Origin of the sequence: Geotalea sp. SG265 (assembly GCF_022808985.1) — a bacterium.
Lineage (GTDB): Bacteria > Desulfobacterota > Desulfuromonadia > Geobacterales > Geobacteraceae > Geotalea.
The window spans coordinates 161876-177654 of sequence record NZ_JAKZFT010000007.1 but is presented as its reverse complement, the minus strand read 5'-3'; the positions used below and the strand labels follow the sequence as shown (position 1 = coordinate 177654).

The window sequence follows — 15779 nt, the reverse complement described above, 5'->3', positions numbered from 1 at the left end:
GAAGGCTCGCCCATATATGGAGAGAAGTGCTCTTCTCTCTTCACCAGGGTAGCCGCGACCGAACAAAAAAAGCCAGAACTCAATAGGTTCTGGCTCAAAGTTACATTATTAGAAAAATCCCATATCCTAGAACGGAATGTCATCATCGGGGTTGAAGACCGGTTCCTCGTATGCAGGTCCGCCGAAGTCCTCGGCCGGGGCCTGTCTGCCGCCCCCCTGGCGACCGCCACCCCCCTCGCCTTTGCCGGAGAGCATCTGCATCTTTTCACCAACGATCTCGGTGGTATAGCGATCCTTGCCGTCCCGGTCCTGCCATTTTCTCGTCTGCAGCCGCCCCTCGATGTAGACCGTCTTCCCCTTGGAGAGGTATTCTCCGGCGATCTCGGCCAACCGCCCCCACAGGGTGATGTTGTGCCACTCGGTCTTTTCTTCCCAGTCACCGCTCTTGCTCTTGAAGCGCTCGCTGGTGGCGAGTGAAAATCCCGCCACGGCGGTGCCGGCAGCGGTGTAGCGGACTTCCGGGTCCTTGCCCAGATTGCCGATGAGCATTACTTTGTTCAAACTGGCCATGTGCAGCTCCTTGGGATAAAATTGTCGTTATAGTGAGTTTACGTCGTCAAGCGTTTAACATATTGAAATCGTTGCAATAAGCTCAGGACGAATTGCCCATGAATGTTAACCGATAATGCCTGGCTAGGCAACGGATTTTTCCTGTCACGGCAGAAAACAGCACGTGGAGGTTGATGTGAACTATGGCAATTACCTGCTGGCAGGGTTTCTTACGCTTTCTATGGCCGCCTGTTCAGCAACGGGGGCAAGGACGCAGCAGCCTCTGGCAGGTTATCCGTATCGCCATCAGGCTTTCGACCTGAACGTGGCCTGGAAGACCGTTTCGTCCGGGCAAGGGACATCGGTCGAGGGTGTGGTGCAGAACGTACGCTATGTCCAGGTCCGGGATATGGAAGTGACCGTGCTGCTACTCGATGGAAAAAAGGTACTGGCAAGAGGAAGAAGCTTCACCAGCCCAAACAGGATCGACCGGGATGACATGGCCGGCTTCGACCTGTACCTGAATGCCTCACCCCGCCCGGGTGACCTGCTGCAGTTCATCATCCAGTATCAGGCCCTCGATGATGCTTCCAATTCCTTCCACTGGCTCGGCAGCTTTACCGTCGATGCCCTTAGCGGCAAAAGCAGGGAAAAACCCTGAAACCCATTTGGCTGCCGTAACGGTTTTCCATATCCTGTTGTTCGCTGTCTCCCACCGGATATTTGATTTGACTCTGTGAATAAAAAACAGTACCTTAGCGCGGATATTCATGGGGTCTTGGTTCTATGCTGCGTGCCTATCTCTATCTTTCGTTCTTTGTTCCGTTCACCCTGTTATGCAGCATTACCGCCATTGTAGGCACCTTCTTCGATGCCGGCGGCGCCTTTGCCCACAGGTGCAGCCGTTTCTGGAGCCGGTGGGGATTGCGCCTTGCCGGCATTCCCGTTGCGGTGGAAGGGCTTGAACACATTCCCGGCGACGGCCCGGTGATCTTCATGGGCAACCATCAGGGCAACTTCGACATCCTCGCCCTGTCGCTGGCCATCCCCCGGCGGTTCTCCTGGATCGCCAAGAAGGAGCTCTTTGCCGTACCCATGTTCGGCGAAGCCATGCGGCGGGCGGGATACATCCCCCTGGACAGGAGCGATGGGCGGCGGGCATTGAAAAGCATGAACGATGCAGCCGCGCGCATCAGAAACGGCAGCAGTGTCGTCATTTTCCCCGAAGGAACGCGCACCAAGGATGGCAGCCTGCTCCCCTTCAAGCGTGGGGGATTCCTCCTGGCAGCCAAGGCCGGAGTGCCCATCGTCCCGTTCACCATCAACGGCAGCATGAGGATCAATCCCCGCAACCGGATCGAGCTCTATCCCGGCACCCTGAGAATCGCTTTTGCCCCACCGGTGGCAACGGCCGCGGGGGGGGACAAGGACCAGCTTAAGTTGATGGAGCAGGTACGTTCCGCCATCGCCGCGGGACTGGAGTGATATGACACCGTTCGTTTACTGGCTCATGATTGCCGCAGGGCTGGCCGCCATAGTCTGGGGACTCCCTGCAGCCCATCGTCTTAAGGCTCCTTTCGACAGCGTTGCTGCGCTTGTCGCCCTGCTCGGCCTGATAGCGGCTCTCCTCGGAGCGCTGCTCGTCGCCGTGCCCGGCTTTTTCCAGGGGTAAGGTTCGTAATGGAACAGTTCAAGACAATTGCCGTCAACATCGCCGTCATCGCCATCATCGCCATCGTCCTCCTCTGGGGCAACACCCTCTATCGGCAGCATGCACAGTTCGGCAAGGGTGAAAGGGCACTGGCCGCCGGCGACACCATCGCCGCCATTGCCGGCTTCGAGTCGGCAATCCACATGTACACGCCGGCAAGCGGCTTGGTGGAAAAGGCCGCCGAGAAGCTCTGGGCCATCGGCGAGGAGGCGGAGCGCCGGGGGGATGTGCAAAGGGCTCTCGTCGCCTACCGTTCCCTGCGCAGTTCTTTTTATGCAGTCAGGGGCCTGACCGCCCCCGGGACGGGATGGATCGCCCGCTGCGACGCAAAGATCAGCCAGCTGCAACAAACTCCACAACCGTAAGGGGGCATGCCTACCGGGTATCTGCCGCCTCTGGTAGAAAGCCTGAAACCCATGGAAACACCCATCAACGACAGCATCGGCCTGAAAATCATCCCTCTTGGCGGCCTCGGCGAGATAGGCCTCAACATGGCCGTCTTCGAATACGGCGACGACATCGTCATCGTCGATTGCGGCCTGATGTTTCCAGAGCCGGATATGCTCGGCATCGACATCGTCATCCCCGACATCACCTATCTTACCGATCGCGTTGACAAGGTCAGGGCCATCCTCCTCACACACGGCCACGAAGACCATATCGGCGCATTGCCGTTCGTCCTGCGCAGCCTCAATCCCCCCATCTACGGCACTGCCCTGACCCTGGGCTTCGTCCGTGAAAAGCTCAAGGAATACGACCTGGACCACAAGGTCGACCTGCGCGTCGTCAGACCACGGGACGTGGTCGATCTCGGTGTCTTCAGCGTCGAATTCATCCGCGTCGCCCACTCCATCGTTGACGGCTGCGGCCTGGCCATCGCCACCCCCGAAGGTATCGTGATCCACACCGGCGACTTTAAGCTGGACCAGACCCCGGTGGATGGCGAGCTGACCGACCTGGCTACTTTTTCCCGCTATGGCGAGACAGGGGTTCTGGCCCTGATGGCCGATTCCACCAACGTGGAGCGGGAAGGGTACACCCTCTCGGAAAAGCTTGTCGGCGACGCCTTCGACGAGATCTTTCCCCGCTGCCCCCAGCGGATCATCGTCGCCGCCTTTTCCAGTAATATCCACCGGGTGCAGCAGGTGGTGGAAGCTGCCGCCAAATGCGGCAGGAAGATCCTCTTGAACGGCCGCTCCATGATCGCCAATGTGCAGATCGCCCGGGAACTGGGCTACCTGCGCATCCCCGACGATCTCCTCATCGACCTGAAGGAGATGAACCGCCTCCCCAAGGAAGAGATCTGCATGATCACCACCGGCAGCCAGGGAGAGCCCATGAGCGCCCTGACCAGGATCGCCATGGACGATCACAAGCAGATCAAGCTTGAGGAGGGGGACACGGTGATTCTCTCTTCCCGCTTCATTCCCGGCAACGAAAAGACCATCTCCGACCTGATCAACCACCTTTACCGCCGCGGCGCCGAGGTCTACCACGAAAAAGTCTCGGAGGTGCATGTCTCCGGCCATGCCAGCCAGGAAGAGCTGAAGCTCCTGCAGAACCTGGTCCGCCCCCGCTACTTCATCCCGGTCCACGGCGAATACCGCCACCTGGTCAAGCACGCCCAGCTGGCGCAAAAGCTCGGCCTGCCCAAGGACCGCTGCATCCTCGCCGTCAACGGCGACGTCATCGTCTTCAGCAACGGCGAGGGCTGCATCATTGATCAGGTGGAAATAGGACGTGTCTTCGTGGACGGCAAGGGGGTCGGCGACGTGGGAAACGTGGTGCTGAAAGACCGCAAGCATCTCTCCGAAGACGGCATGGTGGTGGTCATCATCGGCATCAGTCAGACTACCGGCGAAATAATTTATGGTCCTGACATTGTCTCCCGCGGCTTCGTTTTTGAGGACGAGAGCCAGGAATACCTGGATGAGGCAAAAAAGGTGGTCGTCGACACACTGGCGCTGGTCAGTACCGAGGTGCGTTCCGACTGGGGCGAGGTGAAACTGGAGGTGCGCCGGGTGCTGCGCCGGTTTTTCAACAAGACCATAGAGAGGCGGCCGGTGATCCTGCCCCTGGTTCTTGAGATGTAGACCTTTATTGTTCAACATGCAGTAGAGAAGGCAAAACAATGGAACAGACGCTCGATAAAAAGGAAAAACTGATCATTGAAATGAAGGGGATCTCCCTTGGTGCGGTGGGTCTTTTTCTCTTCATCGCCCTTGTCTCCTTCAACGGCAGCGACCTGTCCTTCAACAGCTATTCCGCCGTCGGCGAGACCAACAACCTCGGCGGTCGTTTCGGCGCGCAGCTTGCCGATGCATGTCTGCAGCTCTTTGGCCTTGCCGCCTACGGCATGCCCGCCGCCCTTTTCTACATCACCTACCGAATGCTGCGCTACAAGGAGATCCGTTGGCGCTCCTACAAGTTCGCCGCCTTCTTCATCCTCCTTATCGCCCTCAGTGCTCTCTTCGCTTTCAACCTGGAATTCACCGAATTCCTGGGCCAGCGGGTCCAGACCGGCGGCTGGATCGGCTTCAAGACCGCCGACCTCCTCAAGCGCGCCTTCGGCAAAGTGGGCGCACTACTGATCCTTCTGCCGATGCTGGCCGGCTCGATCATGGTGCTCTCCCGCTTCTCCTTCATGCTATTCGCCGACTGGTGGCTGAAGTCCCTGAAAAGCAAGTGGGCGCTCCATCGGCAGCGCACAGCACTGAACCGGGAGATTCTGGACAAGGAGAACAAGACAGCCCCGGCCGGCGCCCCCATCATCAAAACGGCCCCAGCCCCCATCCCGGCTCCGGTACCGGTCGCGAAGAAGGAAAAGAAGCAGGACGAGAAGAAGGCAGCCGCCGTTCAGGAGACCTTCGAGTTCGTCAAGAGCGACGGCAATTATCAGACCCCACCCCTTTCCCTGCTGGACGCACCTCAGGTCACGGAAAAGCGCCTGGACAAGGACGCCCTGGCCATGAATGCGCGTCTTCTTGAGAAGAAGCTCAAGGATTTCGGCGTCGAAGGGGAGGTGGTGGAAATCTGCCCTGGCCCGGTCATCACCATGTACGAATTCGCCCCCGGTCCCGGCATCAAGGTAAGCCGCATCGCCGGGCTGGCCGACGACCTCTCCATGGCCCTGCAAGCCCTCTCCATCCGCATCGTCGCCCCCATTCCCGGCAAAGGAGTGGTGGGCATCGAACTCCCCAACCGTGATCGGGAGATGGTATCACTCAGGGAAATCTTCAACAGCGAGGAGTTCCGCCAGCGCAAGATGAAACTGCCGCTGGCGCTGGGCAAGGACGTGGCCGGCGCGCCGCTGGTCACCGATCTGGCCAAGATGCCGCACCTGCTCGTTGCCGGCGCCACCGGTTCCGGCAAGTCCGTTGCCATCAACACCATGATCCTCTCCCTCCTCTACACCTCGACACCGAACGACGTGCGCATCATCATGGTCGATCCCAAGATGCTGGAGCTTTCCGTTTATGAGGGGATTCCCCACCTGCTACTGCCGGTGGTGACGAACCCGAAAAAGGCTTCCCTGGCCCTCAAATGGGCGGTGGAGGAAATGGGGCGTCGCTACCGGCTCATGTCGGATAAAGGGGTGCGCAATATCGACTCCTATAACAAGCAGCTGGAGCGTGAAGAAAAAGAGCTGGCCGATAATCTGGCCAAGGAAACGGTGGTGGTCGAGGAGGTGGAGGAACTGGCGTCCGACGATGAGGCTGCCATCCAGGCCTTCCTCAGCAAGGACGACGAACTGGATCACGGCCACCTCCCCTACATTGTCGTCATCGTTGACGAGCTGGCCGACCTGATGATGGTGGCCGGGCGTGAAATCGAGGAATCCATCGCCCGCCTGGCCCAAATGGCCCGCGCCGCCGGTATCCACCTGATTCTCGCCACCCAGCGCCCGTCAGTGGACGTCATTACCGGCCTGATCAAGGCCAACTTCCCTGCGCGCATCTCCTTCCAGGTCTCCTCGAAGATCGACTCCCGCACCATCCTCGATGGTAACGGCGCCGAGTCTCTGCTCGGTGCAGGCGACATGCTTTTCCTCCCGCCTGGCACCTCGAAAATGCTGCGCAGTCACGGCGCCTTCGTCTCCGACACCGAGGTGCAGCGGGTGGTGGAGTTCCTCAAAAAGCAGGGCAAGCCGGTTTACGAGAAATCGATTCTGGAGATGAAGTCTGGAGATGAGAAAAACGGCAGTGATGACGAAGAGGTTGATCCACAGTATGATGCAGCCGTAGCCCTGGTGGCAGAGGCCAAGCAGGCCTCCATCTCAATGGTCCAGCGGCGGCTCAGGATCGGCTACAACCGCGCCGCCCGCATCATCGAACGGATGGAGCAGGAAGGGATCATCGGCCCGTCCGACGGAACCAGCAAGCCGCGGGAAGTGTTTATCAATAAGTTGTAATATTCTGGGAGTAGAAATATGAATGACTGCCGCAAAGACAACCTGTCCCATTTCGCCGTTACGGTCATCAGCAAGGACCGCCCCGGCATCGTCGCCGACATTACCGAGGTCCTCTATCGCCTAGGCTGCAACCTGGAGGATTCCAGCTGCACCATGCTCGGGGGGGATTTCGCCATCATCCTCATCGTCTCCCACGAAAAACCCTTCACCAGGACGCGCCTGGCCGACGAATTCCGCGCCAATTTCGATCGCACCGGTCTGCACGTACATGTGCGGACCCTCCATGACAATGAGGTCTGCCCGGTCAAGGAGGAGGGAGAGCTCTGCCTGGTCTCGGTGTACGGGTCCGACCAGCCGGGGATCGTCTACCGGGTGACGAGGGAGCTGGCCGATCGCACCGTCAACATTACCGACTTGAACACCCGCCTCATCGGCACGAAAGAAACGCCAGCCTACGTGCTGATGCTGGAAGCTGTCCTGCCCCAGGGGATGACGGTGGAAGACGTGGAGCTTCTGCTGGAAAAACTGAAAAAGGAGCTGAACGTGGAAATCCAGGTGCGGGTCATTACCCCGGTTTCCCTCTAACTGCCATGCCGGTTCAGAACATACTCCTCTATCCCCATCCTGTGCTGAAGAAGCTCTGCCATCCTGTTGCCGCTATCGATGGTGAAGTTCGCGGTCTTTTGCAGGATCTGACTGACACCATGCATGCCGGCCCCTGCTCGGTGGGTGTTGCCGCGCCACAGATCGGCGTGACACTTCGGGTTTGCGTGGTGGACGTCTCCAAGAGCCGAAACGGCAAAGACAACAATCACGGCCTCTTGCAGATGGTCAATCCTGTGATAATCGCGCGTAGTGGCGCGGCCATCATGCGCGAAGGTTGTATGAGCGTCCCCGATTACACCGGTGATGTGGAGCGGTCAACAGCGATAACCGTCCGCTTCACCGATGGTGACGGCATTGAACGCGAGTTCGAAGCGAGCGGCTTTGAAGCGGTGGCCATCCAGCACGAGATGGACCACCTGGACGGCATGCTCTTCCTTGATCGGATCGCTTCACTGAAAACAGGGCTCTTTCGGCGTAAAAACTACAAATAGGAACCCCCACTCCCCGCTGTTTCTCAGAGAGAAGCGAGCTTTTGCCAGCAGGGGGTTCGGAGCACCACCATGAAATGGCTCCTCATCGCTGCCGCCGCACTATACCTCTTCGGCTCCTTCCGCAGGCCGGTATTTATTGCCGCACTTGTCCTGCAGCTCATTTATCTGGGCCTGCGAGGCGCAGCACTGGGAAGACTTCCCCTCATCGGTCCCCAGGATACCCTGGCTTTTTTTTCTGTTTCCATCGGCCTAATGGCCGTGCCCTTCCTCTATGCCCGCGGCCTGCGCGCCTCTTCTAGCTTTTCTTGGGGGACCGGCTGTCTGGCCGGTTTATTCGCCCTACTGGCCCTTCCCTTCCCCACCCTCAACATGCCGCTTCCTCCGGTGCTCAACACCTACTGGTTCGAACTGCATGTGGCGCTGGCCTTCTTTGCCTATGCCCTCTTCGGTGTCGGCGCGCTACTGGCTGGCATGTTTCTCTGCAACCGGCAGAAACCGCTCCAGGACCTGCAGTATAAGGCGGCGCTGGTGGGCTACAGCTTCTTCTCCGCCTCCATGGTCTCAGGGGGCATCTGGGGCTATTACGCCTGGGGAACCTACTGGCTCTGGACGCCAAAAGAGCTGTGGACATCGATCCTCTGGCTTTTCTACAGCCTCTACCTGCACCTGCGCCTGCAGGGTCCCCGGTGGGAAAAGGTGGTTGCCTGGGCTGCCATTGCCGGATTTGTCATTACCATCTTTACCTACCTGGGAGTCAGCATGCTGATGAAAAGCTCTCACAGTTTCTAGGCCCGCTCAAGGAGAATAGCCGTGCTTGTTCGTTTAAACTCTTTTCTTGCCTCTCTTGGGCTGGGCTTGTGGCTCATGGGGGGAATTGTCGTTCTGATGGCCATCGGCTCATTCGGTGGCGGCGGAGCTGAAAGCAGCTCCATAAACGATGTGGCGCTCCTTGTCTGGCTGCGGGAGGTACCAATTGCCTACTCCTGGTGGCTCTGGCTGACAATCGCCCTGCTCGCCGTGCTTGCCATCAATACCATCCTCTGCAGCATAGCATCCCTGCGCAGCAAATATCAGCGAGGCAACTTTCTGGCCCTCATTGCGCCCCAGGTCATGCATGCAGGCTTTCTTTTCATCGTTGCCGGCCATCTCTGCAGCGCCTGGGGCAGTGAAAAGGGTGTGATGACGGTGCGCGAGGGTCAAGCCATCGGCTTTCCCGACGGCAGCACCCTGACCGTGGACAATATCACCGGACAGTTGGGAGATATGGGCATGCTCACTGCCTACCAGGCTGAAGTGCGCGCCGGATCCGGTACAGGGGCGTCTCCCACATTTATCAGCCCCAACCATCCCTTTTTCCTTGGCGACTTCGGCATATATCTCAAGGATGTGCAGCTCTTTCCCGAGCGGCTGGCCCTGGTGGAAATCCACCGGGAGCCGGGGGCGGGCCTGGCGCTGGCCGGCGCACTACTCTTCACCATGGGCAATGTGGTCCTGATGGCCTTGAGACGCGGGCGTTAGGGCTAAACCGAAAAACAAAAAAGGGGTGGCCATGACCATGACCAACCCTTTTTCCCGTTGCTGCTGTGCTTGAGCCGCTATTTTACGACTTTGATGGATTTGATCACCACCGCTGTTTCCGGCACATCGGCGAAGCCTCTCTGCATGCCGGTCTTGACGGCAGCTATCTTGTCCACCACATCCATCCCCTCGATGACCTTGCCGAACACCGCGTAACCGAAGCCCCGTGGCGAGTTGTCCATGTGGTTGAGGAACTCGTTGTTGACCACGTTGATGAAAAACTGGGAGGTGGCCGAATCGACCATCATGGTCCGGGCCATGGCCACCGTGCCCCGGTCGTTCTTCAGGCCGTTGCCCGCTTCGTTCTTGATCGGCGCCTTGGTCGGCTTCATTTTCAGCCCTTCGCTGAAGCCTCCCCCTTGGATCATGAAACGGGGAATGACCCGGTGGAAGATGGTGCCGTTGTAAAACCCTTCGTTGGTATAATCCAGGAAATTCTTGACACTGATGGGCGCCTCTTTCTGGAAAAGCTCCATCTTCACCGTCCCCAGGCTGGTCTCCATCACCACCACCGGATTCTTCCCTTTGGCATCCCCCGCCCCTGCCGGTACCGCCAGGCAGAGCCCCAGGAGCAATGCGACTGCAACTTTTCTCAGCATGTTGATCTTACCTCCTTGGAATTTGGTCATGGATTTTATATAAGCGAAACCCGCCACCGGGTCAACAGTTGTTAATCGCTCGATAATGTTTTGCATTGACATCGGCAGCCCGGATGGTGAAAATGGGCAGCGGTTAAGCGCTTGTAATGATCACGACCATCAGGGAGGAAAAACTTGCAGATAAAATTCGGAACCGACGGCTGGCGCGGCGTCATCGCCAGAGATTTCACCTTCGACAATCTTTCACTGGTGGCCCAGGCGACCATGGATTACCTGCACCGGGAAGGACTTGCCGCCAAAGGTATCATCATAGGCTATGACCGGCGCTTCCTTTCCCGCGAGTTCGCCGAGCGCGTAGCAGAGATTGCCGCCGGCAACGACATCGCCACCTGGCTCACCGACGGCTACGCCCCCACCCCCGCAGTCTCCTGGGCGGTGCACGAGCGCCAGGCCGGCGCCGGCATCATGATTACCGCCAGTCACAACCCCCCCAAATATAATGGTTTCAAGGTCAAGGAATCCTTCGGCGGCTCGGCACGCCCCAGTACCACAAAGGTGCTGGAAGAGATCGTCGCCGCCAACCGGGCCGGCAACAGGAGCGTTGTCGCCCAGCCACTGGCCGAGGCGCTCGAATCGGGCAAGGTAAACCTCTTCGATGCCAAAGAGCCGTACTTCCGCCAGCTTGCCCGCTACGTGGATCTGGAGCTGATCCGCAAGGCCGGCATTAAGGCAGTGGTCGATCCCATGTATGGAGCAGGAACAGGTTTTATCCCGGAGCTTCTGCCTGGGACCGCCGAGATACACACCCTGGACAACCCATCCTTTGGCGGCCAGCCGCCGGAACCCATCGAGGAACACCTGCAGGAACTCTCACTCCTGGTCAAAAGCGGCCTCTATACAGTCGGGCTAGCCTTGGACGGTGATGCCGACCGCATCGGCGCCGTGGACGAAACGGGGGAATTCTTTTCATCGCACCGCATCTTTACCATCCTCCTGCGCCACCTCTATGAGCGGAAAGGGCTGCGCGGCGGCGTGGTCAAGACCGTATCCACTACCCGCATGATCGACCTCCTGGCGGAGAAGTATGGACTGTCTCTCAGGGAAACCCCCATCGGTTTCAAGCATATCTGTGAGCTCATGCTGGATAACGACATCCTCATGGGAGGCGAGGAGTCGGGAGGGCTGGGGGTCAAGGGGCATATTCCCGAGCGGGACGGCATCCTCATGGGGCTTTTGCTCCTGGAGGCCATGGCCATGAGCGGCAAGGGGCTGCGCCGGCTGCTGGAGGAAACCATGGATGAAATCGGCCGGTTCTACTACCGGCGCATCGACGCCCCCATCGACAATGCTGCAAAGGAGCGCCTCATCGAAAAGCTCAGGGCAGGTGGGCTGAAGACCATCGCCGCCCGGCCGGTTGCCGGCGAAAACTTCGCCGACGGCTTCAAGTATCTTTTTGCCGACGGATCTTGGCTTTTGATCAGGCCGTCGGGCACCGAGCCGGTCTTGCGGCTCTACAGCGAAGCTGGCGATCCCGGTATCGTCGCCGAGCTGTTGGCGGCAGGACGGGAAATTGCCGGAATCTGATTCGCAATAAAAAAAGCTTGACACCTTGTTGCGAAACCCGTAATGTCATTTGACGCTCAGGTAGATTATTCCTGGCAAAAAAATCAACACAGCAGTAGGAGAAAGTACGAATGGCAAATGGTACAGTAAAATGGTTCAACGACAGCAAGGGTTTTGGTTTTATCGAGCAGGAAAATGGTGAGGATGTCTTCGTACACTTCTCCGCGATCCAGGGCGATGGCTTCAAATCTCTGACAGAAGGCGAAGCAGTAACATTCGAAGTACAGAAAGGCCCGAAAGGTCTGCAGGCAGCAAACGTCGTCAGAGGTTAACAACACTTTCAAAACGACCAAAGGGCCCCGGAGCGATCCGGGGCTTTTTTTTTCACCATCGTCATGCCCGGCGAAGGGTGGTTAGTCCAAACCGGCGCGGTATGATTAAGAATAAACATAACAGCTGTGGAGCACACGCAAATGGCTACCGACAAGATCGTCATCAAAGGCGCTTGCGAACATAACCTTAAATGCATCGATGTTGAAATTCCCCGTGACCAGTTGGTGGTCATTACCGGCATCTCCGGTTCCGGCAAATCGACCCTTGCATTCGACACTATTTATGCGGAAGGACAACGCCGCTACGTGGAGTCCCTCTCTGCCTATGCCCGCCAGTTCCTTGAGCAGATGGAAAAACCGGACGTGGAATCCATCGAAGGCTTGAGCCCCGCCATTTCCATAGAGCAGAAGACCACCAGCAAGAATCCACGCTCCACCGTCGGCACGGTCACCGAAATCTATGATTATCTGCGCCTGCTTTTCGCGCGGGTCGGCAAACCCCACTGCTATAACTGCGGCAAGGAGATTACTGCTCAGACCGTAAGTCAAATGGTCGATCAGATCATGACCCTGCCCGCCGGCACGAAGATCAACCTGCTTTCCCCCATGATCCGGGGCCGCAAGGGGGAGTACCGCAAGGAACTGGCCCAGCTTAGCAAGGACGGCTTCGCCCGTGTGATCATCGATGACGCCCCCTACGACCTGGCCGACGAGATTACCCTGGACAAGAACAAGAAGCACGACATCGATATCGTCGTCGACCGGCTGGTGGTCAAGGACGGGATCCAGCGCCGGCTGGCCGATTCCCTTGCCACCGCCCTCAATCATGCGGAAGGGATCGTCAAGGTCGCCATCCAGGAATACCCGAAGGCTGAAGGGGAAGAGCCGCCCCGGACGAAGGCGAAGAAGGGCAAATCTCCCTGGCAGGAGGTGATGCTCTTTTCCGAAAGCTTCGCCTGCATCGACTGCGGCATCTCCTATCCGGAAATGACTCCGCGCATGTTTTCCTTCAACAACCCTTACGGCGCCTGTCCTGACTGCACCGGTCTCGGCACCCGCATGTATTTCGATGCCGATCTAGTCGTCCCCAATCCGGATCTTTCCATACGAGAGGGAGCCATCGCTCCTTGGGAAAAGCGGCTTTCCAGCTGGTATCACCTCACCCTGGAGGCCCTGGCCAAGGCCTACAAGTTCGACATCCGCACTCCTTTTAAAAAACTTTCCCCCAAGGCCCGGGACATCATCCTCAATGGTACGAAGGGGGAGAAGGTGGAATTCTGGTGGGAGGAGGACGGCGGCCGCAAGCACACCTACCATAAAGAATTCGAAGGGGTGCTGAACAACCTGGAGCGGCGCTACCGTGAAAGTGAATCGGACCTAGTGCGGGAAGAGCTGGAAAAATATATGAACGTCATGCCCTGCCCCACCTGCCAAGGTGCACGGCTGAAAAAAGAAGCGCTGTTCGTCAGGATTGACGGCCACAATATCTGCGACGTCACCGCCCTTTCCATCAAGGACGCCTTGGAATTTTTCGCCAACCTGCACCTGAGCCCCAAGGAAGAGGAGATTGCTCGCCGTATCTTCAAGGAGATCCGCGAGCGGCTCCATTTCCTGGTCAACGTCGGCCTCGATTACCTCTCCCTGGACCGCTCATCGGGCACCCTTTCAGGTGGCGAAGGACAGCGGATCAGGCTCGCCACCCAGATCGGCTCCAGCCTGGTCGGGGTCCTCTATATCCTGGACGAGCCCTCCATCGGTCTCCATCAGCGGGACAACGCCCGGCTGCTCCAGACCCTGAAGCACATGCGCGATCTGGGCAACACAGTGCTGGTGGTGGAGCATGACGAGGAGACTATCCTGGAGTCGGACCATGTCATCGACATGGGGCCGGGGGCAGGTATCCACGGCGGAAGGGTCGTCGCCCAGGGGACTCCCGCCGAAATCATGGAACATCCCGAATCCCTCACCGGCAAATACCTGTCGGGCAAGCTGGTCATCGAAGTGCCGAAAAAACGGCGCCAGGCAAGCAAGTCCCTCCGTGTCATCGGTGCCAGCGAGAACAACCTCAAGGATGTGGTGGTCGATATCCCGCTCGGGGTGCTGACCTGCGTAACCGGCGTTTCCGGCTCCGGCAAATCTACCCTGGTCATCGATACCCTTTACAAGGTCCTCTGTCAACGGCTCTACCGGAGCAGGGAAAAGGCCGGCGCCGTCAAGGAAATCAAAGGGCTCGACGCGCTGGACAAGGTCATCAATATCGACCAGTCCCCCATCGGCAGGACCCCCCGCTCCAATCCCGCCACCTATACGGGGGTCTTCGCGGATATACGCGACCTCTTTGCCCAGCTCCCCGAATCGAAGATCCGTGGCTACAAGCCGGGGCGTTACTCCTTCAACGTCAAGGGGGGGCGTTGCGAGGCCTGCTCCGGGGACGGCATCATCAAGATCGAGATGCACTTCCTCCCCGACGTCTACGTCCAGTGCGAGGTCTGCAAGGGGGCCCGCTACAATCGGGAGACCCTGGAGGTGCTCTACAAAGGCAAATCCATTGCCGATGTCCTGGACATGACCGTCTCCCAGGCGCTGCAGTTCATGGAACACATTCCCCGCATTAAGAACAAGCTCAAGACCCTCGAAGAGGTGGGGCTAGGTTATATCCGCCTCGGCCAGGCCGCCACTACCCTTTCCGGCGGTGAAGCTCAGCGTGTCAAGCTGGCCAAGGAGCTTTCCAAGCGGGCTACCGGCCGGACCATCTATATCCTTGACGAGCCCACCACCGGTCTCCACTTCGCCGACATCCACAAACTGCTGGAGGTGCTGCACAAGCTGGTGGAGGGGGGGAATACCATCGTCATCATCGAACACAACCTGGATGTGATCAAAACCGCCGACCACATCATCGACATCGGCCCGGAGGGAGGGGACCGGGGTGGCAGGATAGTCGCCACCGGCACCCCCGAAGAGGTGGCCAAGGTGACCGGTTCCTATACCGGAATGTTTTTAAGGAAATTGTTGTAGATGAACGAAGTGAGCACGAATCTTGATCTGGAAAGCCGTCGCGCCACCCCGTGGCTTATTCTCACCACCATCCTCTGGGGGGGGAGCTTCGTCTTCAACAAGATCGGTTTCAGGGAAATCCCTCCTGTTACCTTCCTTTTCCTCCGCTTTCTCCTGGCAGCCTGCATGATGGCCCTGGTCTGCCTGCCCAGGCTCAGGGGGCTCAACCGCATGATCCTCAAGAGGGGAGGCATGGTCGGCATTGCCCTGACCGCAGCCAACCTCTCCTTTGTCATCGGCGTCAGTGGCACCAGCGCCACCAGAGCCGGTTTTCTCAACAACCTCTTCGTTCTGGTGGTGCCGCTTTTCTGCTACCTCTTCTGGCGCGACAGGGTGGACCGGCTGACCTTTGCCGGTCTCTGTCTGGCAGTCTCAGGCATCATTGCCCTGGCCGCCGGCGGCGGCTTCAGCAGGGGAGACATCTTTTCCACCGTCTGCGCATTGTTCATCGCCCTGCACATCATTTCCGTCTCGAAGGTTTTAAGCAGCGGCGACGACGTCTACCTCATCACCCTCGTCCAGTTCACGACGGTAACCATCATCGGCGGACTGCTGGTGCTGATCCTGCCCCAGCCAGCATTTCACATGGGACCGGTCTCCGCCGGGGCGCTCTTCTATTGCGCCCTCTTTCCCACCGTCATCTGCTTTACCCTGCAGAATACCTTTCAGCGCTATACTACGCCGACCCGAGCCAGCCTCATCTATACGCTGGATCCGGTCTGGAGCATGCTGGGTGGATTTGCGCTGCTCGGGGAGCGATTGGGACTGTGGGAGGCATTCGGCTGCGCCCTCGTCTTCAGCTCAGTGGTGATTCCCCTGGCGGTCAAGCTGATGGCGGAACGGCGAGCGCTGCGACTCTATCTGGATCAGCAGCAATTTTAG

General features: G+C 58.5%; 16 protein-coding genes. 14 read left to right on the top strand and 2 right to left on the bottom strand.

Going from position 1 to position 15779, the window contains the following annotated elements; translation table 11 throughout:
* Positions 1-126: 126 nt before the first annotated feature.
* Positions 127-570 (bottom strand): single-stranded DNA-binding protein, encoded by a 444-nt coding sequence (locus ML541_RS10780; protein WP_243372858.1) that lies wholly within the window; start codon positions 568-570, stop codon positions 127-129.
* A gap of 175 nt (positions 571-745) precedes the next feature.
* Between ML541_RS10780 and ML541_RS10775 the strand changes: the two genes are divergently transcribed.
* The 10 genes from ML541_RS10775 (at position 746) to ML541_RS10730 (ending at position 9286) form a co-directional block, all read left to right on the top strand.
* The gene (locus tag ML541_RS10775; RefSeq protein ID WP_243372857.1) at positions 746-1210 is read left to right on the top strand and encodes a hypothetical protein; all 465 of its coding nucleotides are present in this window, start codon (positions 746-748) and stop codon (positions 1208-1210) included.
* Between the two features lie 125 nt (positions 1211-1335).
* Complete coding sequence (locus ML541_RS10770; protein WP_243372856.1) at positions 1336-2034, top strand: lysophospholipid acyltransferase family protein; 699 nt, start codon at positions 1336-1338, stop codon at positions 2032-2034.
* A 1-nt stretch (position 2035) separates the two neighbouring features.
* Positions 2036-2221: a hypothetical protein gene (locus tag ML541_RS10765; protein ID WP_243372855.1), complete on the top strand. Its 186-nt coding sequence runs from the start codon at positions 2036-2038 to the stop codon at positions 2219-2221.
* 8 nt (positions 2222-2229) lie between these two features.
* Positions 2230-2625, top strand: coding sequence for a hypothetical protein (locus tag ML541_RS10760; protein ID WP_243372853.1), 396 nt, complete (start codon positions 2230-2232; stop codon positions 2623-2625).
* Between the two features lie 51 nt (positions 2626-2676).
* Positions 2677-4353 carry a ribonuclease J gene (locus ML541_RS10755; RefSeq protein ID WP_243372906.1) on the top strand — a complete coding sequence of 559 codons (1677 nt, stop codon included), beginning with the start codon at positions 2677-2679 and terminating at the stop codon, positions 4351-4353.
* Between the two features lie 38 nt (positions 4354-4391).
* Positions 4392-6671, top strand: coding sequence for a DNA translocase FtsK (locus ML541_RS10750; RefSeq protein ID WP_243372852.1), 2280 nt, complete (start codon positions 4392-4394; stop codon positions 6669-6671).
* A gap of 18 nt (positions 6672-6689) precedes the next feature.
* Positions 6690-7256, top strand: a complete 567-nt coding sequence (locus tag ML541_RS10745) for an ACT domain-containing protein (RefSeq protein ID WP_243372851.1) — start codon at positions 6690-6692, stop codon at positions 7254-7256.
* 5 nt (positions 7257-7261) lie between these two features.
* Positions 7262-7768 (top strand): peptide deformylase, encoded by a 507-nt coding sequence (def, locus tag ML541_RS10740; protein ID WP_243372850.1) that lies wholly within the window; start codon positions 7262-7264, stop codon positions 7766-7768.
* A 69-nt stretch (positions 7769-7837) separates the two neighbouring features.
* A complete protein-coding gene (gene ccsA / locus ML541_RS10735; protein ID WP_243372849.1) occupies positions 7838-8557 on the top strand; it encodes a cytochrome c biogenesis protein CcsA in 720 nt (239 codons plus the stop codon).
* Positions 8558-8578: 21 nt separating this feature from the next.
* Positions 8579-9286, top strand: coding sequence for a cytochrome C biogenesis protein ResB (locus ML541_RS10730; RefSeq protein ID WP_243372848.1), 708 nt, complete (start codon positions 8579-8581; stop codon positions 9284-9286).
* 77 nt (positions 9287-9363) lie between these two features.
* Here the strand turns inward: ML541_RS10730 and ML541_RS10725 are convergent, their stop codons facing one another.
* Complete coding sequence (locus ML541_RS10725; protein ID WP_279342448.1) at positions 9364-9945, bottom strand: peptidylprolyl isomerase; 582 nt, start codon at positions 9943-9945, stop codon at positions 9364-9366.
* 174 nt (positions 9946-10119) lie between these two features.
* Between ML541_RS10725 and ML541_RS10720 the strand changes: the two genes are divergently transcribed.
* The 4 genes from ML541_RS10720 (at position 10120) to ML541_RS10705 (ending at position 15779) form a co-directional block, all read left to right on the top strand.
* A complete protein-coding gene (locus ML541_RS10720) occupies positions 10120-11529 on the top strand; it encodes a phosphoglucomutase/phosphomannomutase family protein (protein ID WP_243372847.1) in 1410 nt (469 codons plus the stop codon).
* A gap of 110 nt (positions 11530-11639) precedes the next feature.
* Positions 11640-11840, top strand: coding sequence for a cold-shock protein (locus ML541_RS10715; protein ID WP_243372846.1), 201 nt, complete (start codon positions 11640-11642; stop codon positions 11838-11840).
* 141 nt (positions 11841-11981) lie between these two features.
* Positions 11982-14858, top strand: a complete 2877-nt coding sequence (uvrA, locus tag ML541_RS10710; RefSeq protein ID WP_243372845.1) for an excinuclease ABC subunit UvrA — start codon at positions 11982-11984, stop codon at positions 14856-14858.
* Entirely contained in the window at positions 14859-15779 is a 921-nt protein-coding gene (locus tag ML541_RS10705; protein WP_243372844.1) for a DMT family transporter, read from the top strand.

Coding starts and splice junctions, on each gene's coding strand:
- ML541_RS10780 (WP_243372858.1), bottom strand. CDS start 570: ATGGCCAGTTTGAACAAAGTAATGCTCATCGGCAATCTGGGCAAGGAC.
- ML541_RS10770 (WP_243372856.1), top strand. CDS start 1,336: ATGCTGCGTGCCTATCTCTATCTTTCGTTCTTTGTTCCGTTCACCCTG.
- ML541_RS10765 (WP_243372855.1), top strand. CDS start 2,036: ATGACACCGTTCGTTTACTGGCTCATGATTGCCGCAGGGCTGGCCGCC.
- ML541_RS10760 (WP_243372853.1), top strand. CDS start 2,230: ATGGAACAGTTCAAGACAATTGCCGTCAACATCGCCGTCATCGCCATC.
- ML541_RS10755 (WP_243372906.1), top strand. CDS start 2,677: ATGGAAACACCCATCAACGACAGCATCGGCCTGAAAATCATCCCTCTT.
- ML541_RS10750 (WP_243372852.1), top strand. CDS start 4,392: ATGGAACAGACGCTCGATAAAAAGGAAAAACTGATCATTGAAATGAAG.
- ML541_RS10745 (WP_243372851.1), top strand. CDS start 6,690: ATGAATGACTGCCGCAAAGACAACCTGTCCCATTTCGCCGTTACGGTC.
- def (WP_243372850.1), top strand. CDS start 7,262: ATGCCGGTTCAGAACATACTCCTCTATCCCCATCCTGTGCTGAAGAAG.
- ccsA (WP_243372849.1), top strand. CDS start 7,838: ATGAAATGGCTCCTCATCGCTGCCGCCGCACTATACCTCTTCGGCTCC.
- ML541_RS10725 (WP_279342448.1), bottom strand. CDS start 9,945: ATGCTGAGAAAAGTTGCAGTCGCATTGCTCCTGGGGCTCTGCCTGGCG.
- ML541_RS10715 (WP_243372846.1), top strand. CDS start 11,640: ATGGCAAATGGTACAGTAAAATGGTTCAACGACAGCAAGGGTTTTGGT.
- uvrA (WP_243372845.1), top strand. CDS start 11,982: ATGGCTACCGACAAGATCGTCATCAAAGGCGCTTGCGAACATAACCTT.
- ML541_RS10705 (WP_243372844.1), top strand. CDS start 14,859: ATGAACGAAGTGAGCACGAATCTTGATCTGGAAAGCCGTCGCGCCACC.